Raw genomic sequence first — 15,972 nt, 5'->3', positions numbered from 1 at the left:
CAACATCATGACGGTGGAAGACCCGATCGAATACGACCTGTCCGGCATCGGCCAGACCCAGGTCAACGAGCGGATCGGCATGAGCTTCGCGCGCGCATTGCGCTCGATTCTGCGTCAGGACCCGGACGTCATCATGATCGGTGAAATCCGCGACCTCGAAACCGCGCAGATCGCGGTGCAGGCATCGCTGACCGGCCACCTGGTGCTCGCCACGCTGCACACGAACGACGCGGCATCGGCCGTCACGCGTCTGACCGACATGGGCGTCGAGCCGTATCTGCTCGCCTCGTCGCTGCTCGGCGTGCTCGCGCAGCGGCTGGTGCGGCGACTGTGCCCGGTGTGCCGCGAAGAGCGCACCGAAGAAGACGGCAGCAAGCGCTGGCATCCGGTCGGCTGCGACCGTTGTGGCCAGTCGGGTTACGCGGGACGCCGCGGCGTCTACGAGCTGCTGCTGATCGACGAAACGATCCGCTCGCTGATCCACCGCAACGCGGCCGATGCCGAAATTCTCGAAGCGGGCCGCGCCCAAGGCATGCGCACGCTGCGCGAGGATTCGGAGCGCTGGCTCGCATCGGGACTGACGTCGCTCGAAGAAGTGATTCGCGTGACAGGCGGAGCATAAGCGCATGCCGGCATTCCGTTTTGAAGCGATCGACACGGCGGGCAAGGCACAAAAAGGCGTGCTCGACGCCGACAGTGCGCGCGGCGCGCGCACCAACCTGCGTTCGCAGGGACTCACGCCGCTCGTCGTCGAACCGGCGGCGTCGCGCACGCGCGGCGAGCGCAATCAGCGGCTCGCGCTCGGGCGTCGTCTGTCGCAGCGCGAGCAGGCGATTCTGACGCGGCAGCTCGCGAGTCTGCTGATCGCGGGCCTGCCGCTCGACGAAGCGCTCTCGGTGCTGACCGAGCAGTCGGAGCGCGACTACATCCGCGAGCTGATGGCGGCGATTCGCGCCGAAGTGCTCGGCGGTCATTCGCTTGCGAACGCGCTGCAGCAGCATCCGAAGGATTTCCCCGAGATCTACCGGGCGCTCGTCGCGGCCGGTGAACACACGGGCAAGCTCGGACTGGTGCTGTCGCGGCTCGCCGATTACATCGAGCAGCGCAATGCCCTGAAGCAGAAGATCGTGCTGGCGTTCACGTATCCGACGATCGTCACGATCATCGCGTTCGGCATCGTTACGTTCCTGCTCAGCTATGTGGTGCCGCAGGTCGTCAACGTGTTCGCGAGCACCAAGCAGCAACTGCCGTTTCTGACGATCGTGATGATGGCGCTGTCTGGTTTCGTGCGGCACTGGTGGTGGGCGCTGCTGATCGGCGTGATCGTGGTCGTCTATCTGGTGCGCGCGACGCTCAGGCAACCGGGGCCGCGTCTTGCCTTCGACCGCTGGCTGCTGACCGCGCCGCTGCTCGGCAAGCTGGTGCGCGGCTATAACACCGTGCGCTTCGCCAGCACGCTCGGCATTCTGACCGCGGCGGGCGTGCCGATTCTGCGCGCGTTGCAGGCCGCGGCCGATACGCTCAGCAACAACGCAATGCGCGAGAACATCGACGATGCGATCGTGCGGGTGCGCGAAGGTACGTCGCTGTCGCGCGCGCTCGGCAACACGAAGACGTTTCCGCCGGTGCTCGTGCACCTGATCCGCTCGGGTGAAGCGACCGGCGACGTGACGACGATGCTCGATCGCGCGGCCGACGGCGAAGCGCGGGAGCTGGAGCGTCGCACGATGTTCCTGACGAGCCTGCTCGAGCCGCTGCTGATTCTGGCGATGGGGGGCGTGGTGCTCGTGATCGTGCTTGCGGTGATGCTGCCGATCATCGAGCTGAACAACCTCGTGCAGTAGCGGTAGCCGTAGCGCGAGGAAGGAAGAGAAAGGATTTGCGCGGCGTGCCGTATCAGCCGCGCAACCGCTTCAAGTTTCAGCGCACGTAAATGGTGGGACCGCTGGAATTGGCGGGCAGGAAGATTTCCGAGTGGGCGCCGTTGCGGTCGATGATGATCGAGCGGGCGCGAACTTCGGAGAGCCTGGTGCCTTGCATCAGCGTGCTGCCGAGCGACACCGCGTGCGGCGACTCGCCACCGACGCTGACGATCGCCGCGGCGCCTTCGCTCAACGCGAGGATGCCGAACAGATGGATGTCCTGATTGACGTTGCGCGCGAGCTGTCCGCCGAACAGCGTCGCGGCCTGGTCGGTCGAGACCTGCGCGTGTGCGGCGGCAGCCGGCAGCGGCGCGCCGGACATCGTGGTGAGCGTGATGACCCAGTAGGTGAGCGTCGCGCAGAAAGCGGCGAACAGCGCGAGCGACAGGAGGCGGATTTGGATGGCGTTCATGCGCACATTGTACGGACTATTGTGAATATTGCGGTGGGTTGAAAGCCTTCAACTGCATGACATTAAAATGACCGGCCCGGCGTGTTCAATCTGACAACCCGAGCCGAAAATTTCACCTGAAAAGAGGTAGCAAGCTATGCAACTGTCGACCATTCGCCGCGCTGACAACGCGGGTTCACGCGGCCGTCGTCAACGCGGCTTCACGCTGATCGAAATCATGGTCGTAATCGCGATTCTCGGCATTCTCGCCGCGCTGATCGTGCCGAAGATCATGAGCCGTCCGGACGAAGCGCGGCGCGTCGCCGCGAAGCAGGACATCGGCACCGTGATGCAGGCGTTGAAACTCTATCGCCTCGACAACGGCCGCTATCCGACCCAGGAACAGGGCCTGCGCGCGCTGATCGAAAAACCGTCCACCGACCCTGTGCCGAACAACTGGAAGGACGGCGGCTATCTCGAGCGTCTGCCGAATGATCCGTGGGGCAATGCGTATCAGTATCTGAATCCGGGCGTGCACGGTGAGATCGATGTGTTCAGCTACGGCGCCGATGGCAAACCTGGCGGCGAAGGCAACGATGCCGACGTCGGGTCCTGGCAATAAGCACGCTGAACAGAGCATCCCGCCAGGCTCGATGATGTTCACGCACGCGCCCTCGTTGCCACTGGGTTGGCCGCTGGTTTCACCGGGCGCCCTGCCCGCCGCGCCGCAATTTGCGTGGCGCGACGAAGCGTGCGTGCTTCACCGATGCATTGCTGTTTGAATATTCGTTGATCGTCGATGGCCGGCACTATGCGCACGTCCGCTTGCAAGTCCCGTGTGGACACTCCGTGTACGGCTTCACGGCCGCGCTCCCGGCAACGCCGCGGCCGCGCGGCTGGCTTCACGCTGCTCGAAATGATGGTCGTGCTCGTGATCGCGGGTCTGCTCGTGTCGCTGACCGCGCTGACGATGACCCGCAATCCGCGCACCGATCTGAACGAAGAAGCGCAGCGTCTCGCGCTGCTGTTCGAATCGGCTGGCGACGAAGCGCAGGTGCGGGCGCGGCCGATCGCGTGGCAGCCGTTCGAAGGCGGCTTCCGTTTCGATCAGCGCACCCAGGACGGCTGGCGTCCGTTGCGTGACGATCTGCTCGGGCCGCGTAAGTGGGAAGGCGGCGTCACCAGTGTCGCGATCAGTTTCCCGGGTTCGGATTCGCACGCCGATCGCATCGTGTTCGGTACCGAGGCGATCGACGTGCCGGTGCAGGTCACGCTGTTTTCGGCGGCCGGACAGGCGACGATCGTCAGTACCGGCAATGGCCGCTACGAGGTGCGCTGACATGCGGATGCGACGTTATGGCAGGCCCGCCCATGCCTCTTCTCTTTGCAACACGCGCGCTATAGCGTGCCGCAACCAGCGCGGCTTCACGATGATCGAGGTGCTGGTCGCGCTCGCCATCATCGCGGTGGCGCTTGCCGCGTCGCTGCGCGCGGTCGGCAGTCTGGCGAGCGGCGAAGCGGATCTGCACCGGCGTCTGCTCGCCGGCTGGAGCGCGGACAACGCGCTCGCGGACCTGCATCTGAAGCATGCATGGCCGGACATCGGCTCGACGAGCTTCGATTGCTCGCAAGGCAATCTGCAACTGCGCTGTACCGAGCATGTGACGGCGACGCCGAATCCGGTGTTTCGCCGTGTCGAAGTGATGGTGACGATGCCCGGCCAGTCCGGCAATCTCGCCCAGATGGTCACGGTGGTCGCGAATGAAATCAACCGCTCGCTGTGAGCGCCGCCGCCGTTACGGCGCGCGCGGCTTCACGCTGATCGAACTGCTGGTCGCGATCGCGATCCTCGCGGTGATCGCCGTGCTGTCGTGGCGCGGGCTCGATCAGATCATCCGTGCCCGCTCGACGATCACGAACGCGATGGAAGACGAGCGGGTGTTCGCCCAGCTGTTCGACCAGATGCGCATCGACGCGCGCCAGGCCGCCAGCGACGACGAAGCCAGCCAGGCCGCGGTCTCGGTCTCCGGCAACACGCTGCAGATCGTGCGGCACATGGTGCTGCCGGGCACCGCGCCGCGTCTGCAGGTGGTGCGCTATCAGATCTCGAACGGCCGCGTGGTGCGCTATGCGTCGCCGCCGATCGGCAACGTCGGCGACTTGCGGCGCGCGTTGCACGGCAGCGACGAAGATTGGACCGCGGTGCCGCTAATGGGCGGCGTCGGCTCGATCTCGGCGCGCATGTATGTGCCGAAGCTCGGCTGGACCATCCAGATGAACGACGTGCAAACCGCGATGAACCAGGCCGTCAACAATCTGAAGGTGCCGCAACTCGGCAATGCGCCGATGCAGCGCTCGGTGACGGGGCTCCAGGTCAGCATCGGCGCGACATCGCTTGCAAAGCCGGTCACGCGCGTTTTTCTGGTCGGAGAATGACATGACGTTCTCCTCGTCGTTGCCGAAGAAGTCCCCATCCGCTTCGCGCGCACGTGCACGCGAGCGAGGCGCCGCCATCATCAGCGCGCTGCTCGTCGTCGCGTTGTCGGCGATCCTCGTGTCCGGCATGTTGTGGCGCCAGCAGGTGCAGATCCGCCGCATCGAGAATCAGCGGCTGCTGTCCCAGGCGCAATGGGTCGCGCGCGGCGCGCTCGACTGGACCCGGCTGATCCTGCGCTCCGAAGGCGACACGTCGGCGGGCATCACGTATCTGGGCGGCTTGTGGGGCGTGCCGATCGCGAAAACGCGGCTGTCGGATTTTCTCGGCCAGATCGGCGAGGTGCGCGCTGAGCAAGGCGCGGCCACGTACCTGTCGGGCTCGATCGAGGACGCGCAGTCCAGATTCAATCTGCGCAATCTGGTCGCGAGTCCGGCGCCCGGCGTGACGCAAATCAGCGCCGAGCAGATGGCCGCGTATCAGCGCCTGCTGGTATCGCTCGGCCTGAGCGGGCAGCTCGCCAAAGTGACCGCGCTGCACGTGCGCGCGGGGCTGTCGCAATCGGCGACGCGCTTTCAGACCGGCACGTCGATCAGCAGCTCGCCGCAGGTCGGCGGCGGCGGGATGAGGGGCGGCAACTTCACGAACCAGCCCGGCATCGAGGACGGCGAAGACAACGTGGCGGTCGCGCCGCTCTTGATGACGGGCGTCGATTCGCTGCTCGACATTCCGGGCTACACACCGGAGATCGTCGCAAAGCTGCGGCCGTTCGTCACCGTGCTGCCGACCGTCACCGCGATCAACATGAACACCGCGTCGGCCGAAGTGATCGCGGCGGTGGTGCCGGGCATGACCGTGTCGCAGGCGCAGGCCTTGGTCGCGCGGCGCCAGACCGTGTTTTTCCGCAACGCCGGCGACGTGCAGCTCGCGCTGACCGCCGCCGCCGGCGTGCAATCGGCGTCGATCGATCCGAATCAGTTCGACGTCAATTCGAGCTACTTTTTAGTCCACGGCAGTGTGCAGCACGAGCGCGCCGAAGTGGATCGCACGACACTCGTCTATCGCGATCCGCTGACTCACACTACGCGTATCGTGCGGGTACAAGACCAACTATGAATAACGCAATCCACAGAGAGAGTGGCCTTTGAGCACGCTGATCGTCCTATTGCCGCCGCGTGATCCGGCGGTGCCCTCGCAGGAGTGGCAACTGCCCGAGCTGCCGTTCGTGCTGCTCGACAAGGCCGAGCGCACGCAGCGCGCCGGGCGCTCGGCGCTCGCGCTGCTGCCGCGCGCGAACACGACGGTGCTGATGGTCGCCGCGCGCGACCTGCTGCTGATGCCCGCGACGCTGCCGCCGCTGCGCGGCCCGAAGCTGCGCCAGGCGCTGCCCAATATCGTCGAGGATCAACTGATCCAGGACCCGCAGACCTGTCATATCGCGGTCGATCCGCAGGGGCTTGGGGAAGGCCGGCACCTGCTCGCGATCATCGATCGCGGCTGGTTCCGTTTCATCTGCGAGGCGTTCACGGCGGCCGGTCATCGCAGCCTGCGCGCGGTGCCGGTCACGCGTTGCCTGCCGCCGGCGCCGGTGATCGAAGTCGCCGCGAACGTCGACGAAACCGCCGAGGCGCGCGAGCCGGTGATGGCTGGCGCGGCGAGCGTCGCGACGTCGCTGCCGGGCGTCGCGCCGGTGGTCGCGCCCGAAGCGCCGTCCATCGTGCCGATGGTGGCCGCGGTGCTCGGTGCGGTCGTGCAGACCGCGCCCCCGCTGCTGGTCGAAGGCGCGGTCGACAGCGGCGTGCCGCGCGTCGAACTGGCGATTGCGCGCGGCGTGCAGGGCGAGGGTCTCGCGGCCCCGGCCAATGCGGTGAACGCGACGCTCTCCGCACTGGCGGGAGCGGCGCCGGTGTCGCTGTACATGCTGACCGAAGTGCCGGGTAACGAGCCCAACCACCCCACGACGAGTCCCGCGCGGCTCGCCTCGCATATCCACGGCGCGAGTCCGCTGCCGTTCGAGCAGCTCGCTCGGCGCGCGCTCGAATGCCGCTTCGACCTGTGCCAGTTCGAATTCGCGTCGCAGCCGTGGCGCCTCGATCGCGCGACGCTGCGGCGTCTGCGTTTGCCGATCGTTCTCGCGGTCGCCGCGCTCGTCGTCGCGATCATCGGCGCGAACGTGCAGTGGCTGATGCTCGCGCGTCAGCGCGACGCGATCAACGCGCAGATGACGGAGCTGCTGCTCAACACGTTCCCGAAGACGACCGTCGTGCTCGACGCGCCCGATCAGATGGCGCGTCAGGTGCAACAGCTGCGCGTCGCGGCGGGCGAGCTGTCGCCAGAGGATTTCCTGTCGCTCGCCGACGGCCTCGCACGCTCGTTGCCGCCGCTGCCGGTCAACGGCATCGCCGCGCTCGACTATCACGAGCACCGCCTCGACGTGACCTTCAAACCCGCGATCAAGGTCGACCCCGACTTCGCCAAGCGCCTCGCGCGCAACGGCCTGACCGGCGCGATCGACAGCAGCACCGGCAAGTGGACCATCAGGAACGGACAATGAAAGCTGAACTCGCTCAAACATGGGCTGGCTTCTGGGACCAGCGCACCGATCGCGAAAAGGCGCTGCTGACGTGGGGCGGCGCCGCGCTCGCGGTGGCGATCGCGTGGTCGGTGCTATGGGCGCCCGCGCAGGAAGGCCGCGCGCATTTGCGTCAATCGCTGCCCAGCCTGCAGCGGCAGCTAGCGCAGATGACCGCGCAGGCGAACGAGGCGCGTTCGCTGTCGGCGGCCGCGCAAGGTGTCGCGCCGACCGGCGCGGCGCTGAAGGACGCGCTCTCCGCATCGCTCAGCGAGCACGGCCTCGCCGCGACGCAGGTGCAGTTCGTCGGCAACGCGGTGCAGGTGCAGATGAAAAACGTCGCGTTTCCGGCCTGGACCGCGTGGGTCGATGACGTGCGAAAGCAGTTCAAGGTGCAGGTCTCCGAGGCGCATATCACCGCGTTGAAAGACGACGGCCAGGTGGATCTGACGGTCGCGCTGCAACCGTCGAGCACGAAATAACGACGCGCCGCTCGCTACAGGATCTCCCATGAATTACTGGATGTGGCGCCTGCGGAGGGCGCTGCCGTGGCTGGTGGTCGCCGTTTTGTCGGTGGCGGCCGTGACGCTCGCGCTGCTGCCGGCCGCGTGGATTACGCCGCAGTTCGCGCGCCAAACGCACGGGCACGTCAATCTCGTCGACGCCGAGGGCTCGCTGTGGCACGGCTCGGCGACGCTGATGCTGGCCGCCGGCTCCGATATGAGCGCGGCGACGCTGCTGCCAGGGCGGATCGAGTGGCGCACCGCGTTCTGGCCGCTTTTCACCGGACGCGTGCGCATGGTCATGCGCCATAGCGAGGCAATGCCCGACCCGATCACGGTCGATGCGACGCCGCGCGGCGCAACCGTCACGCCGGGCGTGCTCGCGGTGCCGGCGTCGCTGCTCGCGGGGCTTGGCGCGCCATTCAACACGCTCGATCTGCAGGGCAATGTGCAGTTGTCGTGGACCGACTGGCGCAGCTTCAACGGCGAAGCGTTCGGCCAACTGACGATGACGCTCGACGACGTCAGCTCGCGTGTGTCGCTGGTGAAGCCGCTCGGGTCGTACCGGGTCAGGTTTCAGGCGCAGGGCAAGTCGTCGGCGCTCGATCTGAGTACGATCAAAGGACCGTTGACGCTGACCGGCAGCGGCACGATGTCGGCCGCATCGACGTCGTTTCGTGGCACGGCGAGCGCCGCGCCGGAACAGCATGACAACCTCGCCGGCCTGCTGAACCTGCTTGGCCGGCCGAGCGGGCCGGATACGGTGGCGCTGACGTTCATGCACTGAGGTGCGCTTCGCGCGCGTAGCGCGATGAAAAAAGAGGCATGGCCGCGAATTGCGGTCATGCCTCTTCTATATTGCGATTCTGCTGCGCGGCGGGCGCAGCGGGCAATTATTTGCTTTGCACCCGCGCTTGCGGCGCATTGCCCTGTGCGATGGACGCCGCGCCGACTTCCGCAGCCGCACCCGCCGGAGCCGATGCCGGCAGCGGCGCGGGCGCCGCGACATCGCCGGTCTCGCGATTCATCTGCGACGCATCCCAGCCGCCGCCGAGCGCCTTCACGAGCCCCACCGACGACACCATCCGCTGCCCGGCGATATTTTCGAGCTTCTGTTCGGCCGTGAACGCCGTGGTCTGCGCGGTCAGCACGTTGACGAAGCCGACCGTGCCCGCCTTGTACTCGTTCGTCACGATGGCGAGCGCCTGGCGCGCCGAGTCGACCGCCTGCCGCTGCACGACGATTTCCTGCTCGAGGATGCGCAGCGACGCCAGGTTGTCCTCGACGTCCTGGAACGCGGCGAGCACCGTCTGCCGATAGGTCGCGACATCCGCGTCATAGGTGGCGCGCGCGGCCTCGGTTTGGGCCTTGCGCAGGCCGGCGTCGAAGATCGTCCCGGCCAGTTGCGGGCCGAGCGTCCAGAAGCGCGACGGCAACGTCAACAATTGCGAGAACACCGAGTTCTCGAAGCCTCCGGTCGCCGACAGCGTGAGCGACGGGAAGAACGCGGCGATCGCCACGCCGATCTGCTCGTTGGCCGCCGCGGCCTTGCGTTCCGCCGATGCGATATCCGGCCTGCGTTCGAGCAGCGCGGACGGCATCTGCGCGGGCACGGCGGGCGGCGTCGCGGTGAGCGGCATCGGCGGCAGCGAGAACATCGACGCGGGCACGCCGATCAGCACCGCGATCGCGTGCTCGTCCTGCGCGCGCTGGATGCCGTTCTCGATCGCGGCGGCCTGCGCCGATTGCAGCTGCGTTTGCGCCTGGATCACGTCCGAGCGCGCGGCGACGCCGGCCGCGTACTGATTCTGCGTGAGCTGCAGTGAGCGCTGATAGGCGAGAACGGTGTCGTCGAGCAGCTTCTGCGTGGAGTCGAGCGCGCGCAGCAGGAAGTAGGTCTGCGCGAGCGTTGCCTGAGCGGACAGGCGCGCGTTTGCGAGTTCGGCGGCCGCGCCCTGCTGGCCGGCTTTCTGTGCGTTGACCGAGCGCGTGACCGAGCCCCACAGGTCCGGCTCCCAGCTCGCCGTCATCTGGACGTTGAAGCTGTTATTGATGCCTTCGCGACTCGTCGCCGTCGTCGCATTGCCGCCGGTTTGCGCGCCGTTGCCCGAGCGGGTCGCGCCCGCCGACGCACCGATGGTCGGGAAGTACGCGGCCCGCGCTTCGCCGACGAGCGCGCGCGCCTGCCGGTAGTTCGCGGCGAATTGCGCGATGGTCTGGTTCGCTGCGTTGAGCTTGTCTTCGAGTTCGTTGAGCTTCGGGTCTTCGTAGATCGCCCACCAGTCGCCGCGGTCGTGTTGATCGGCGGGCTCGGCAACCTTCCAGCCGGGCGCGGCCTCCTTGAACGACGCGGGGATCTCGGTGGCCGGCCGCTGATAGTTCGGGCCGACCGCGCAGGCGGCGACGAGTGCCGAGCAGGCCGCGCTGACGGCAAGGGATAGGACGCGCGGTGCAAATGCCCGCGCGCGCGAGATTCGAACAGACTGCATGCAATGAATTCCCTCTGGACGCCGCGGTATGGCTGGGAAGGGCGCCAGCGACCGGGCGAGATCGTGGTCTGCCGGCATGTTAGCGTATGGGCCCGCGCAAGCGCGGGAAACCGAAAGCTGAAAGGTTAATGCGGGGCGGTGCGCAGGTGTGTTACTTGCGGTGACGCGATGGTTACGCGTTGTTACCGGCGGAGCGAGGAGCAGCGGGTTTGCGGTGTTTGAAATGGCGAGAAAGGCGCGGTGAATCGGTACCCCTTCAGAGCCTCGTTTCCGTTGATTGGGTCTGCTGGCGTTGACGCTGACGCTGACACGCGAGCCTGCCAGCCGCGGCCCGGCACGACGCATCACCGGATGCGAGGCAAGCGTTGCCGCTGTTGGCTGTCGCGGCGACGACGTTTTCCGTCTCAATCGCGAAGCTTTCCTTCGGCAATACGATTTCGCTGGATTCCACGATTACGGCGTTGCCCTTCTTCGCCCGCTTCGTTTCCCGTCGATGCTCGGCCCAAGCGAGCAGCGCGACGCCCACGGACCCGCCCGGCAGCACGAACAATCCCGCGAATAGCGCGAGCTTCCACCAGCGGTGCCGGCCCTGGAAGCTATGGAGTGCGGAATCGGTCAGTGAGCGGCTGAGGCCGCCAAGCGTGTTTTTGAGGTACAGCATCGGGGAAATCCTTTGGCGCGCGTCGCGAGGCGGGCGGCGTGCGGTCGATCGGTCAGAACATGGTCTCGAATGGCGCAGGACGCGCGAAACTCATTGCTTGTCATAATATTGACCATGCAAGCAAATTTCAAGGTACTGTGCGGCGCAAAAGATTCGACTGTTGTTTTTTTAGGTTGGCTCGTTGCGCACCGCAAAATGTGATTTGACTTGTCTGCTTAGGCAGCTAAACTTCGTCTTGCGTGGATGTTTCGGACCCCCCATGGTTGATGGCCCCTACAAAGCGGACGAAGTCGAGCTCACGAGCAGTCTTGGCTACTACCTGACGAAAGCGCGCAATGTGCTGGTCGAGCGCACGGACCGTGCGGTCAAGCCGCTCGGACTCACCGCGCAGCAGATCGGCGTGATTCTGATGCTGTCGTCGCGACGCGCGAGCACGCCTTTCGAGCTGTCGCGCGCGATGTCGTACGACAGCGGCTCGATGACGCGACTGCTCGATCGCCTGGAGAAGAAAGGCTTCGTCGTGCGCACGCGCAGCAACGACGACCGACGCATGGTGAAACTGGAGCTGACACCGCAAGGCCATGAGGCCGCGCGGCAACTGCCGAACCTCGGCGCGACCGTGCTGAACGACCAACTGCGCGGCTTTACCGCCGAGGAACACGCGACGCTGATTCACCTGCTCGCCCGCTTCATCGCAAACGGTCCCGAGGGGGAAGCCGACGTGGGTTGCGGACCGGCGCCACCGCCGGACGAGCCGCAGCGATGAGCCGAAGCATGCGTCGAGGCGCGGTCGTCGTCGGAGGGCGGCGGCGCTCCATCACGAAGTACTAGCAAGACAATCACAAGGCGCCTTTCCAAGGCGCCATTGTCATCAGATATCTGTCTGGGCAGAGGGTGATGCGGCACGTAAGCATCATGTCTGGGACGCCCGATAAAGCTGCCACGACAAGCTTTTGCCGCCTGAGGAGAACCAAAGTTATGGATGCCACGGCTTCCAACGCCGCGCTGCCCGCAGCCGAACCCGCTCCGCTCAAAGGCGGCACGCTCGCGCTGCTGACCGTCGGGCTTGCGCTCGGCACCTTCATGGAAGTGCTCGACACGTCGATTGCGAACGTCGCAGTGCCGACCATTTCCGGCAGTCTCGGCGTCGCGGCCAGTCAGGGCACCTGGGTGATCTCGTCGTACTCGGTCGCCTCGGCGATTGCCGTGCCGCTGACCGGCTGGCTCGCGCGACGCGTCGGCGAGGTACGACTCTTCACGCTGTCGGTGCTGCTGTTCACGATCGCGTCGGCGGCCTGCGGTTTCGCGCATAACTTCGAATCGCTGATCGCATTCCGGCTCGCGCAAGGGCTCGTGTCCGGGCCGATGGTGCCGCTGTCGCAGACGATTCTGATGCGCTCGTACCCGCCCGCGAAGCGCGGCCTCGCGCTCGGCTTATGGGCGATGACGGTGATCTGCGCGCCGATCTTCGGCCCGGTGATGGGCGGCTATATCACCGATAACTTCACGTGGCCGTGGATCTTCTACATCAACGTTCCGATCGGCCTGTTCTCGGCGTTCTGCGCGTATCTGCTGCTGCGTGGCCGCGAAACGCAGACGACGCGCCAGCGCATCGACGTGGTGGGCCTCGTGCTGCTCGTGACCGGCGTGTCTTGCCTGCAGATGATGCTGGACCTCGGCAAGGACCGCGACTGGTTCAACTCGACGTTCATCGTCGCGCTCGCCGTGATCGCGCTCGTGTCGATTGCATTCCTGCTCGTGTGGGAGTTGACCGAGGAGGAGCCGATCGTCGACCTGTCGCTGTTCAAGGACCGCAATTTCGCGCTTGGCGTCGTGATCATTTCGTTCGGCTTCATGGCGTTCTTCGGCTCGGTGGTGATCTTTCCGCTATGGCTGCAAACGGTGATGGGCTACACGGCGGGCCTCGCCGGTCTCGCCACGGCGCCGGTCGGACTGCTTGCGTTGTTTCTATCGCCGATGATCGGCAAGAACATGCATCGGCTGAATCTGCGCATGGTCGCGAGCTTCGCGTTCATCGTGTTCGCGATCGTGTCGTTCTGGAACTCGACCTTCACACTCGACGTGCCGTTCGGCCACGTGATCCTGCCGCGGCTCGTGCAGGGCATCGGCGTCGCGTGCTTCTTCGTGCCGATGACGACGATCACGCTGTCGAGCGTGCCCGACGAGCGTCTTGCGAGCGCGTCGGGTCTGTCGAACTTTTTCCGCACGTTGTCGGGCGCGATCGGCACTGCGATCAGCACGACGTTCTGGGAAAACGACACGATCTATCACCACGCGATGCTCGCCGATACGGTCAACACGTATTCGGCCAACACCAGCGCCTATACGAATGCGCTCGCGGGCGCCGGGCTGTCCGGCGACAGTCTCACCGCGCAGTTGAACCAGGTGGTGACTAGCCAGGCGTACATGATGGCCACCAACGATTTTTTCCGCATCTCGTGCGCGGCGTTTATCGTGCTGGCCTTGCTCGTGTGGATCACCAAGCCACGCAAGGGCAGCGGGCCCTCGTTAGGACACTGAAGCAAAAACGCGGCAGCGGCGAATGCATCGCCGCTGCCGCCACAGCTTCAGCTATTGCGACATCGCCTCGCCATTCGGCAGCCTGGTGGTCTTTCCGGGCATCGTCTCCGGATGCGTCGCATCGGGCGCGTTCTGCGATGGCGTCGCACTGCCTTGCGGCGCGCTGGCGGCTGTGCCCGTGGTGCCTCTCACATACTGCTTGAAATCAGCACCGGCTTCCCACGGATTCGGCTTGCAGCCGAGCGAGCTGTCGCAGTGCGCGGAAAAGCCGATCGTAACGGTGCCATCGGGTTCCGAGGCGCGCGTGATCTGAAACGCGAGAGCCCGCTTGCCACCGTCGGGGCCGGCGGTCTGGATCAGCGAGTCGTTAGCGGTCTCGATCTTGTACTTCGAATGACTCGCGACCCACGATTGCGCCCGTTGCCACCAGAGATCGCATTCGGCCTTGTTCGAACACGTCAATGGCTTAGTCGCGATCTGCATGACGTCCGGATTGACCTGACCCTGCGTTGAGCATCCCGCAGTCGCTACGAGACACAGTGCGGCCAACAGAGCTTTGTTCTTCACGTCGGTACCTCCCCTGCGAAGCCTGTCATAACATTTTGGACCACCCCATCCGGGCGGTGTTTCACCCAGATCAGAGAATCGCGACGGCGCGTGGAGAATTTGCCGATTGCGCGCGCTCGAAGAGAGCAATCCGTAGAGCTTACTTGCGGTTTCGCACGACAAAGAAAAAGCGGCCACGTGGGCCGCTTGATCACTTCTCGAGTTGCTGTGGTCCGAGCGCTCAGACACTGAAGCGATTGAGCGTATAGGCGCGATACGCGGCGACGAACGCGTCGAACGAACCAACCTCCTCGCGTTCGAGCTTCGCCTGTTCGTCGAGCGATTGCACTGCGAGGTCCGCAAACGCCTTGGACTGCTCGGCATCGAGCGGACGCGCGCGGAAGTACGCGGCGTGCGCTTCGCTTTGCGCGAGGCCGAACGCGAGAAAGCTCTGCTGCTGGTCACGCATCGTTTGCAGCACGCGCGCCGATGGCGTGAGCGATACGTCCGCGAGCTTCGCGCGTTGCGCGGCGACCGCGCGCGCGTGTTCGTCGCCGCCCCTCAAGCCGTCGAGCACGGCCGCCGCGGCGTCGATTTTCACGAGCAGTTCGTCGGCCCATTCGGTCATCGCGACCGGCTTGCCGTCGCGAACCAGTTCGAGGCCTGGCTTGCGGCCTTCCATCGTCACGCGGCCGAAGTTCTGATTCGCTTCGGTGTAGGCGGGCGGAGGCAATGGCGCGCTGTCGTCGAGCGCGCACACGAGCAGGTACGCGTCGAGAAAGCGCGATGTTTCGAGCGAAATGCCGCTTGGCTCGAACGGATCGATATCCATGCAACGCACTTCGACGTATTGCACGCCGCGCACGGCGAGCGCATGGAGCGGCCGCTCACCCGGATACGTGACGCGCTTCGGACGGATCGTCGAATAGAACTCGTTTTCGATCTGCAGCACGTTGGTGTTGATCTGCACCCACTCGCCGTCGCGTTGCGTACCGATTTGCTCGTAGGCGGGATACGGCTGGCTCACGGCTTTCGCGAGCGCGTCGAGATAGCCCGGCAGCGTGTCGTAGTCGGCGTGCAGCGCGGCTTGCGCGGTCGTGTTCGAATAGCCGAGATCGCTCATGCGCAGGCTCGTCGCGTACGGGCGATACAGCGTGTCGGCGTCGAACGTGTCGAGAGTGTGTTTGCGATCGCGGAGGAATCGACGATCGAGCGCGGGGGACGCGCCGAACAGATACATCAGCAGCCAGTTCGTGCGGCGGAAATTGCGGATCAGCGCGAGGTAGCGGTCGGACTGGAAGTCGACGGCGTTCGCGGTGGATTGCTGATCGGCGTGCAGCAGGCGCCACACTTCTTCGTTCAGCGAATAGTTGTAGTGGATGCCCGCGATGCACTGCATCGTGCGGCCATAGCGCAGCGCGAGGCCGACCCGGTACACGTACTTCAGCTTGCCGATGTTCGATGTGCCGTAGTGCGCGATCGGAATGCCGTCGTCGGTGTCGGGCAACAGCCCCGGCATCGAGTTGTTCCACAGGATCTCGTCGCCGAGCTCCGCGTAGACGAAACGATGCAGCACGTCGAGCTGCGCGAGCGTTTCGGCGGCGTCCTGCTCGGCCGGCGTGATCAGCTCGAGCAGCGCCTCGGAGTAGTCGGTCGTCAGCGACGGATGCGTGAGCGCCGAGCCGAGCGCGCGCGGATGCGGCGTCATCGCGAGCTGGCCGTCGCGCGTTACGCGCAGGCTTTCCCTTTCGATGCCGCGCAGGCCGCGTATCAGCGCATCGCGCTGCGGGCTCGAGTCGAGCACGGACAGGCGGTGCGAAAGCACGTCGGTCGTGCCGGATGGTGTGGTGTTTGGCATTGATGCAGGTCGGGCGTTGCCGGTCGCCGTGTATCGCCAGACGATTCACAGGCGA

Annotated in this window: 17 protein-coding genes; 12 read left to right on the top strand and 5 right to left on the bottom strand. The window is 65.6% G+C overall.

The features are described 5' to 3' along the window. Both AB3X86_RS03930 and gspF read left to right on the top strand, forming a co-directional pair. The coding region (locus AB3X86_RS03930; RefSeq protein WP_368594981.1) for a GspE/PulE family protein at positions 1–622 on the top strand (622 nt) is incomplete at its 5' end. 4 nt (positions 623–626) lie between these two features. Then, a complete protein-coding gene (gspF, locus tag AB3X86_RS03925) occupies positions 627–1,844 on the top strand; it encodes a type II secretion system inner membrane protein GspF (protein ID WP_368594980.1) in 1,218 nt (405 codons plus the stop codon). A 76-nt stretch (positions 1,845–1,920) separates the two neighbouring features. On the opposite strand, the gene AB3X86_RS03920 is transcribed toward gspF, so the two are convergent. Beyond that, on the bottom strand, positions 1,921–2,334 hold the full coding sequence (locus AB3X86_RS03920) for a hypothetical protein (RefSeq protein ID WP_368594979.1): 414 nt from the start codon (positions 2,332–2,334) through the stop codon (positions 1,921–1,923). A 136-nt stretch (positions 2,335–2,470) separates the two neighbouring features. Here AB3X86_RS03920 and gspG point away from each other — a divergent pair, with 136 nt between their 5' ends. The 8 genes from gspG (at position 2,471) to AB3X86_RS03880 (ending at position 8,609) form a co-directional block, all read left to right on the top strand. Beyond that, positions 2,471–2,935 (top strand): type II secretion system major pseudopilin GspG, encoded by a 465-nt coding sequence (gene gspG / locus AB3X86_RS03915; protein ID WP_176380598.1) that lies wholly within the window; start codon positions 2,471–2,473, stop codon positions 2,933–2,935. 177 nt (positions 2,936–3,112) lie between these two features. Continuing rightward, positions 3,113–3,652, top strand: coding sequence for a GspH/FimT family pseudopilin (locus AB3X86_RS03910; protein ID WP_176380599.1), 540 nt, complete (start codon positions 3,113–3,115; stop codon positions 3,650–3,652). 1 nt (position 3,653) lies between these two features. Then, positions 3,654–4,097: a type II secretion system minor pseudopilin GspI gene (gene gspI, locus AB3X86_RS03905; protein ID WP_176369922.1), complete on the top strand. Its 444-nt coding sequence runs from the start codon at positions 3,654–3,656 to the stop codon at positions 4,095–4,097. Further along, complete coding sequence (locus tag AB3X86_RS03900) at positions 4,075–4,749, top strand: type II secretion system protein J (protein WP_368594978.1); 675 nt, start codon at positions 4,075–4,077, stop codon at positions 4,747–4,749. Before gspI ends, AB3X86_RS03900 begins: the two co-directional genes overlap by 23 nt. Before the next feature lies 1 nt (position 4,750). Beyond that, a complete protein-coding gene (gene gspK / locus AB3X86_RS03895) occupies positions 4,751–5,863 on the top strand; it encodes a type II secretion system minor pseudopilin GspK (protein ID WP_368594977.1) in 1,113 nt (370 codons plus the stop codon). Between the two features lie 28 nt (positions 5,864–5,891). Continuing rightward, entirely contained in the window at positions 5,892–7,301 is a 1,410-nt protein-coding gene (gene gspL, locus AB3X86_RS03890) for a type II secretion system protein GspL (RefSeq protein WP_368594976.1), read from the top strand. Further along, positions 7,298–7,801 (top strand): type II secretion system protein M, encoded by a 504-nt coding sequence (locus AB3X86_RS03885; RefSeq protein ID WP_368594975.1) that lies wholly within the window; start codon positions 7,298–7,300, stop codon positions 7,799–7,801. The genes gspL and AB3X86_RS03885 overlap by 4 nt, the downstream gene beginning before the upstream one ends. A 28-nt stretch (positions 7,802–7,829) precedes the next feature. Then, positions 7,830–8,609, top strand: a complete 780-nt coding sequence (locus tag AB3X86_RS03880) for a type II secretion system protein N (protein WP_176380605.1) — start codon at positions 7,830–7,832, stop codon at positions 8,607–8,609. A gap of 106 nt (positions 8,610–8,715) precedes the next feature. On the opposite strand, the gene AB3X86_RS03875 is transcribed toward AB3X86_RS03880, so the two are convergent. Both AB3X86_RS03875 and AB3X86_RS03870 read right to left on the bottom strand, forming a co-directional pair. After that, positions 8,716–10,311: an efflux transporter outer membrane subunit gene (locus tag AB3X86_RS03875; RefSeq protein ID WP_368594974.1), complete on the bottom strand. Its 1,596-nt coding sequence runs from the start codon at positions 10,309–10,311 to the stop codon at positions 8,716–8,718. A gap of 256 nt (positions 10,312–10,567) precedes the next feature. After that, complete coding sequence (locus AB3X86_RS03870) at positions 10,568–10,972, bottom strand: hypothetical protein (protein ID WP_368594973.1); 405 nt, start codon at positions 10,970–10,972, stop codon at positions 10,568–10,570. 259 nt (positions 10,973–11,231) lie between these two features. On the opposite strand from AB3X86_RS03870, the gene AB3X86_RS03865 reads away from it, so the two are divergent. Further along, positions 11,232–11,738 carry a MarR family winged helix-turn-helix transcriptional regulator gene (locus tag AB3X86_RS03865; RefSeq protein WP_368594972.1) on the top strand — a complete coding sequence of 169 codons (507 nt, stop codon included), beginning with the start codon at positions 11,232–11,234 and terminating at the stop codon, positions 11,736–11,738. 212 nt (positions 11,739–11,950) lie between these two features. After that, positions 11,951–13,513 carry a DHA2 family efflux MFS transporter permease subunit gene (locus AB3X86_RS03860; RefSeq protein WP_368594971.1) on the top strand — a complete coding sequence of 521 codons (1,563 nt, stop codon included), beginning with the start codon at positions 11,951–11,953 and terminating at the stop codon, positions 13,511–13,513. 51 nt (positions 13,514–13,564) lie between these two features. Here the strand turns inward: AB3X86_RS03860 and AB3X86_RS03855 are convergent, their stop codons facing one another. Next, positions 13,565–14,080 (bottom strand): hypothetical protein, encoded by a 516-nt coding sequence (locus AB3X86_RS03855; RefSeq protein ID WP_368588288.1) that lies wholly within the window; start codon positions 14,078–14,080, stop codon positions 13,565–13,567. 220 nt (positions 14,081–14,300) lie between these two features. Next, positions 14,301–15,917 (bottom strand): glutamate--cysteine ligase, encoded by a 1,617-nt coding sequence (gshA, locus tag AB3X86_RS03850; protein WP_368594970.1) that lies wholly within the window; start codon positions 15,915–15,917, stop codon positions 14,301–14,303. Positions 15,918–15,972: the final 55 nt, after the last annotated feature.

The organism is Paraburkholderia sp. BR14374 (genome assembly GCF_040948685.1).
Classification (GTDB): Bacteria; Pseudomonadota; Gammaproteobacteria; order Burkholderiales; family Burkholderiaceae; genus Paraburkholderia; species Paraburkholderia youngii.
This window is presented reverse-complemented; position numbering and strand designations above follow the sequence as displayed.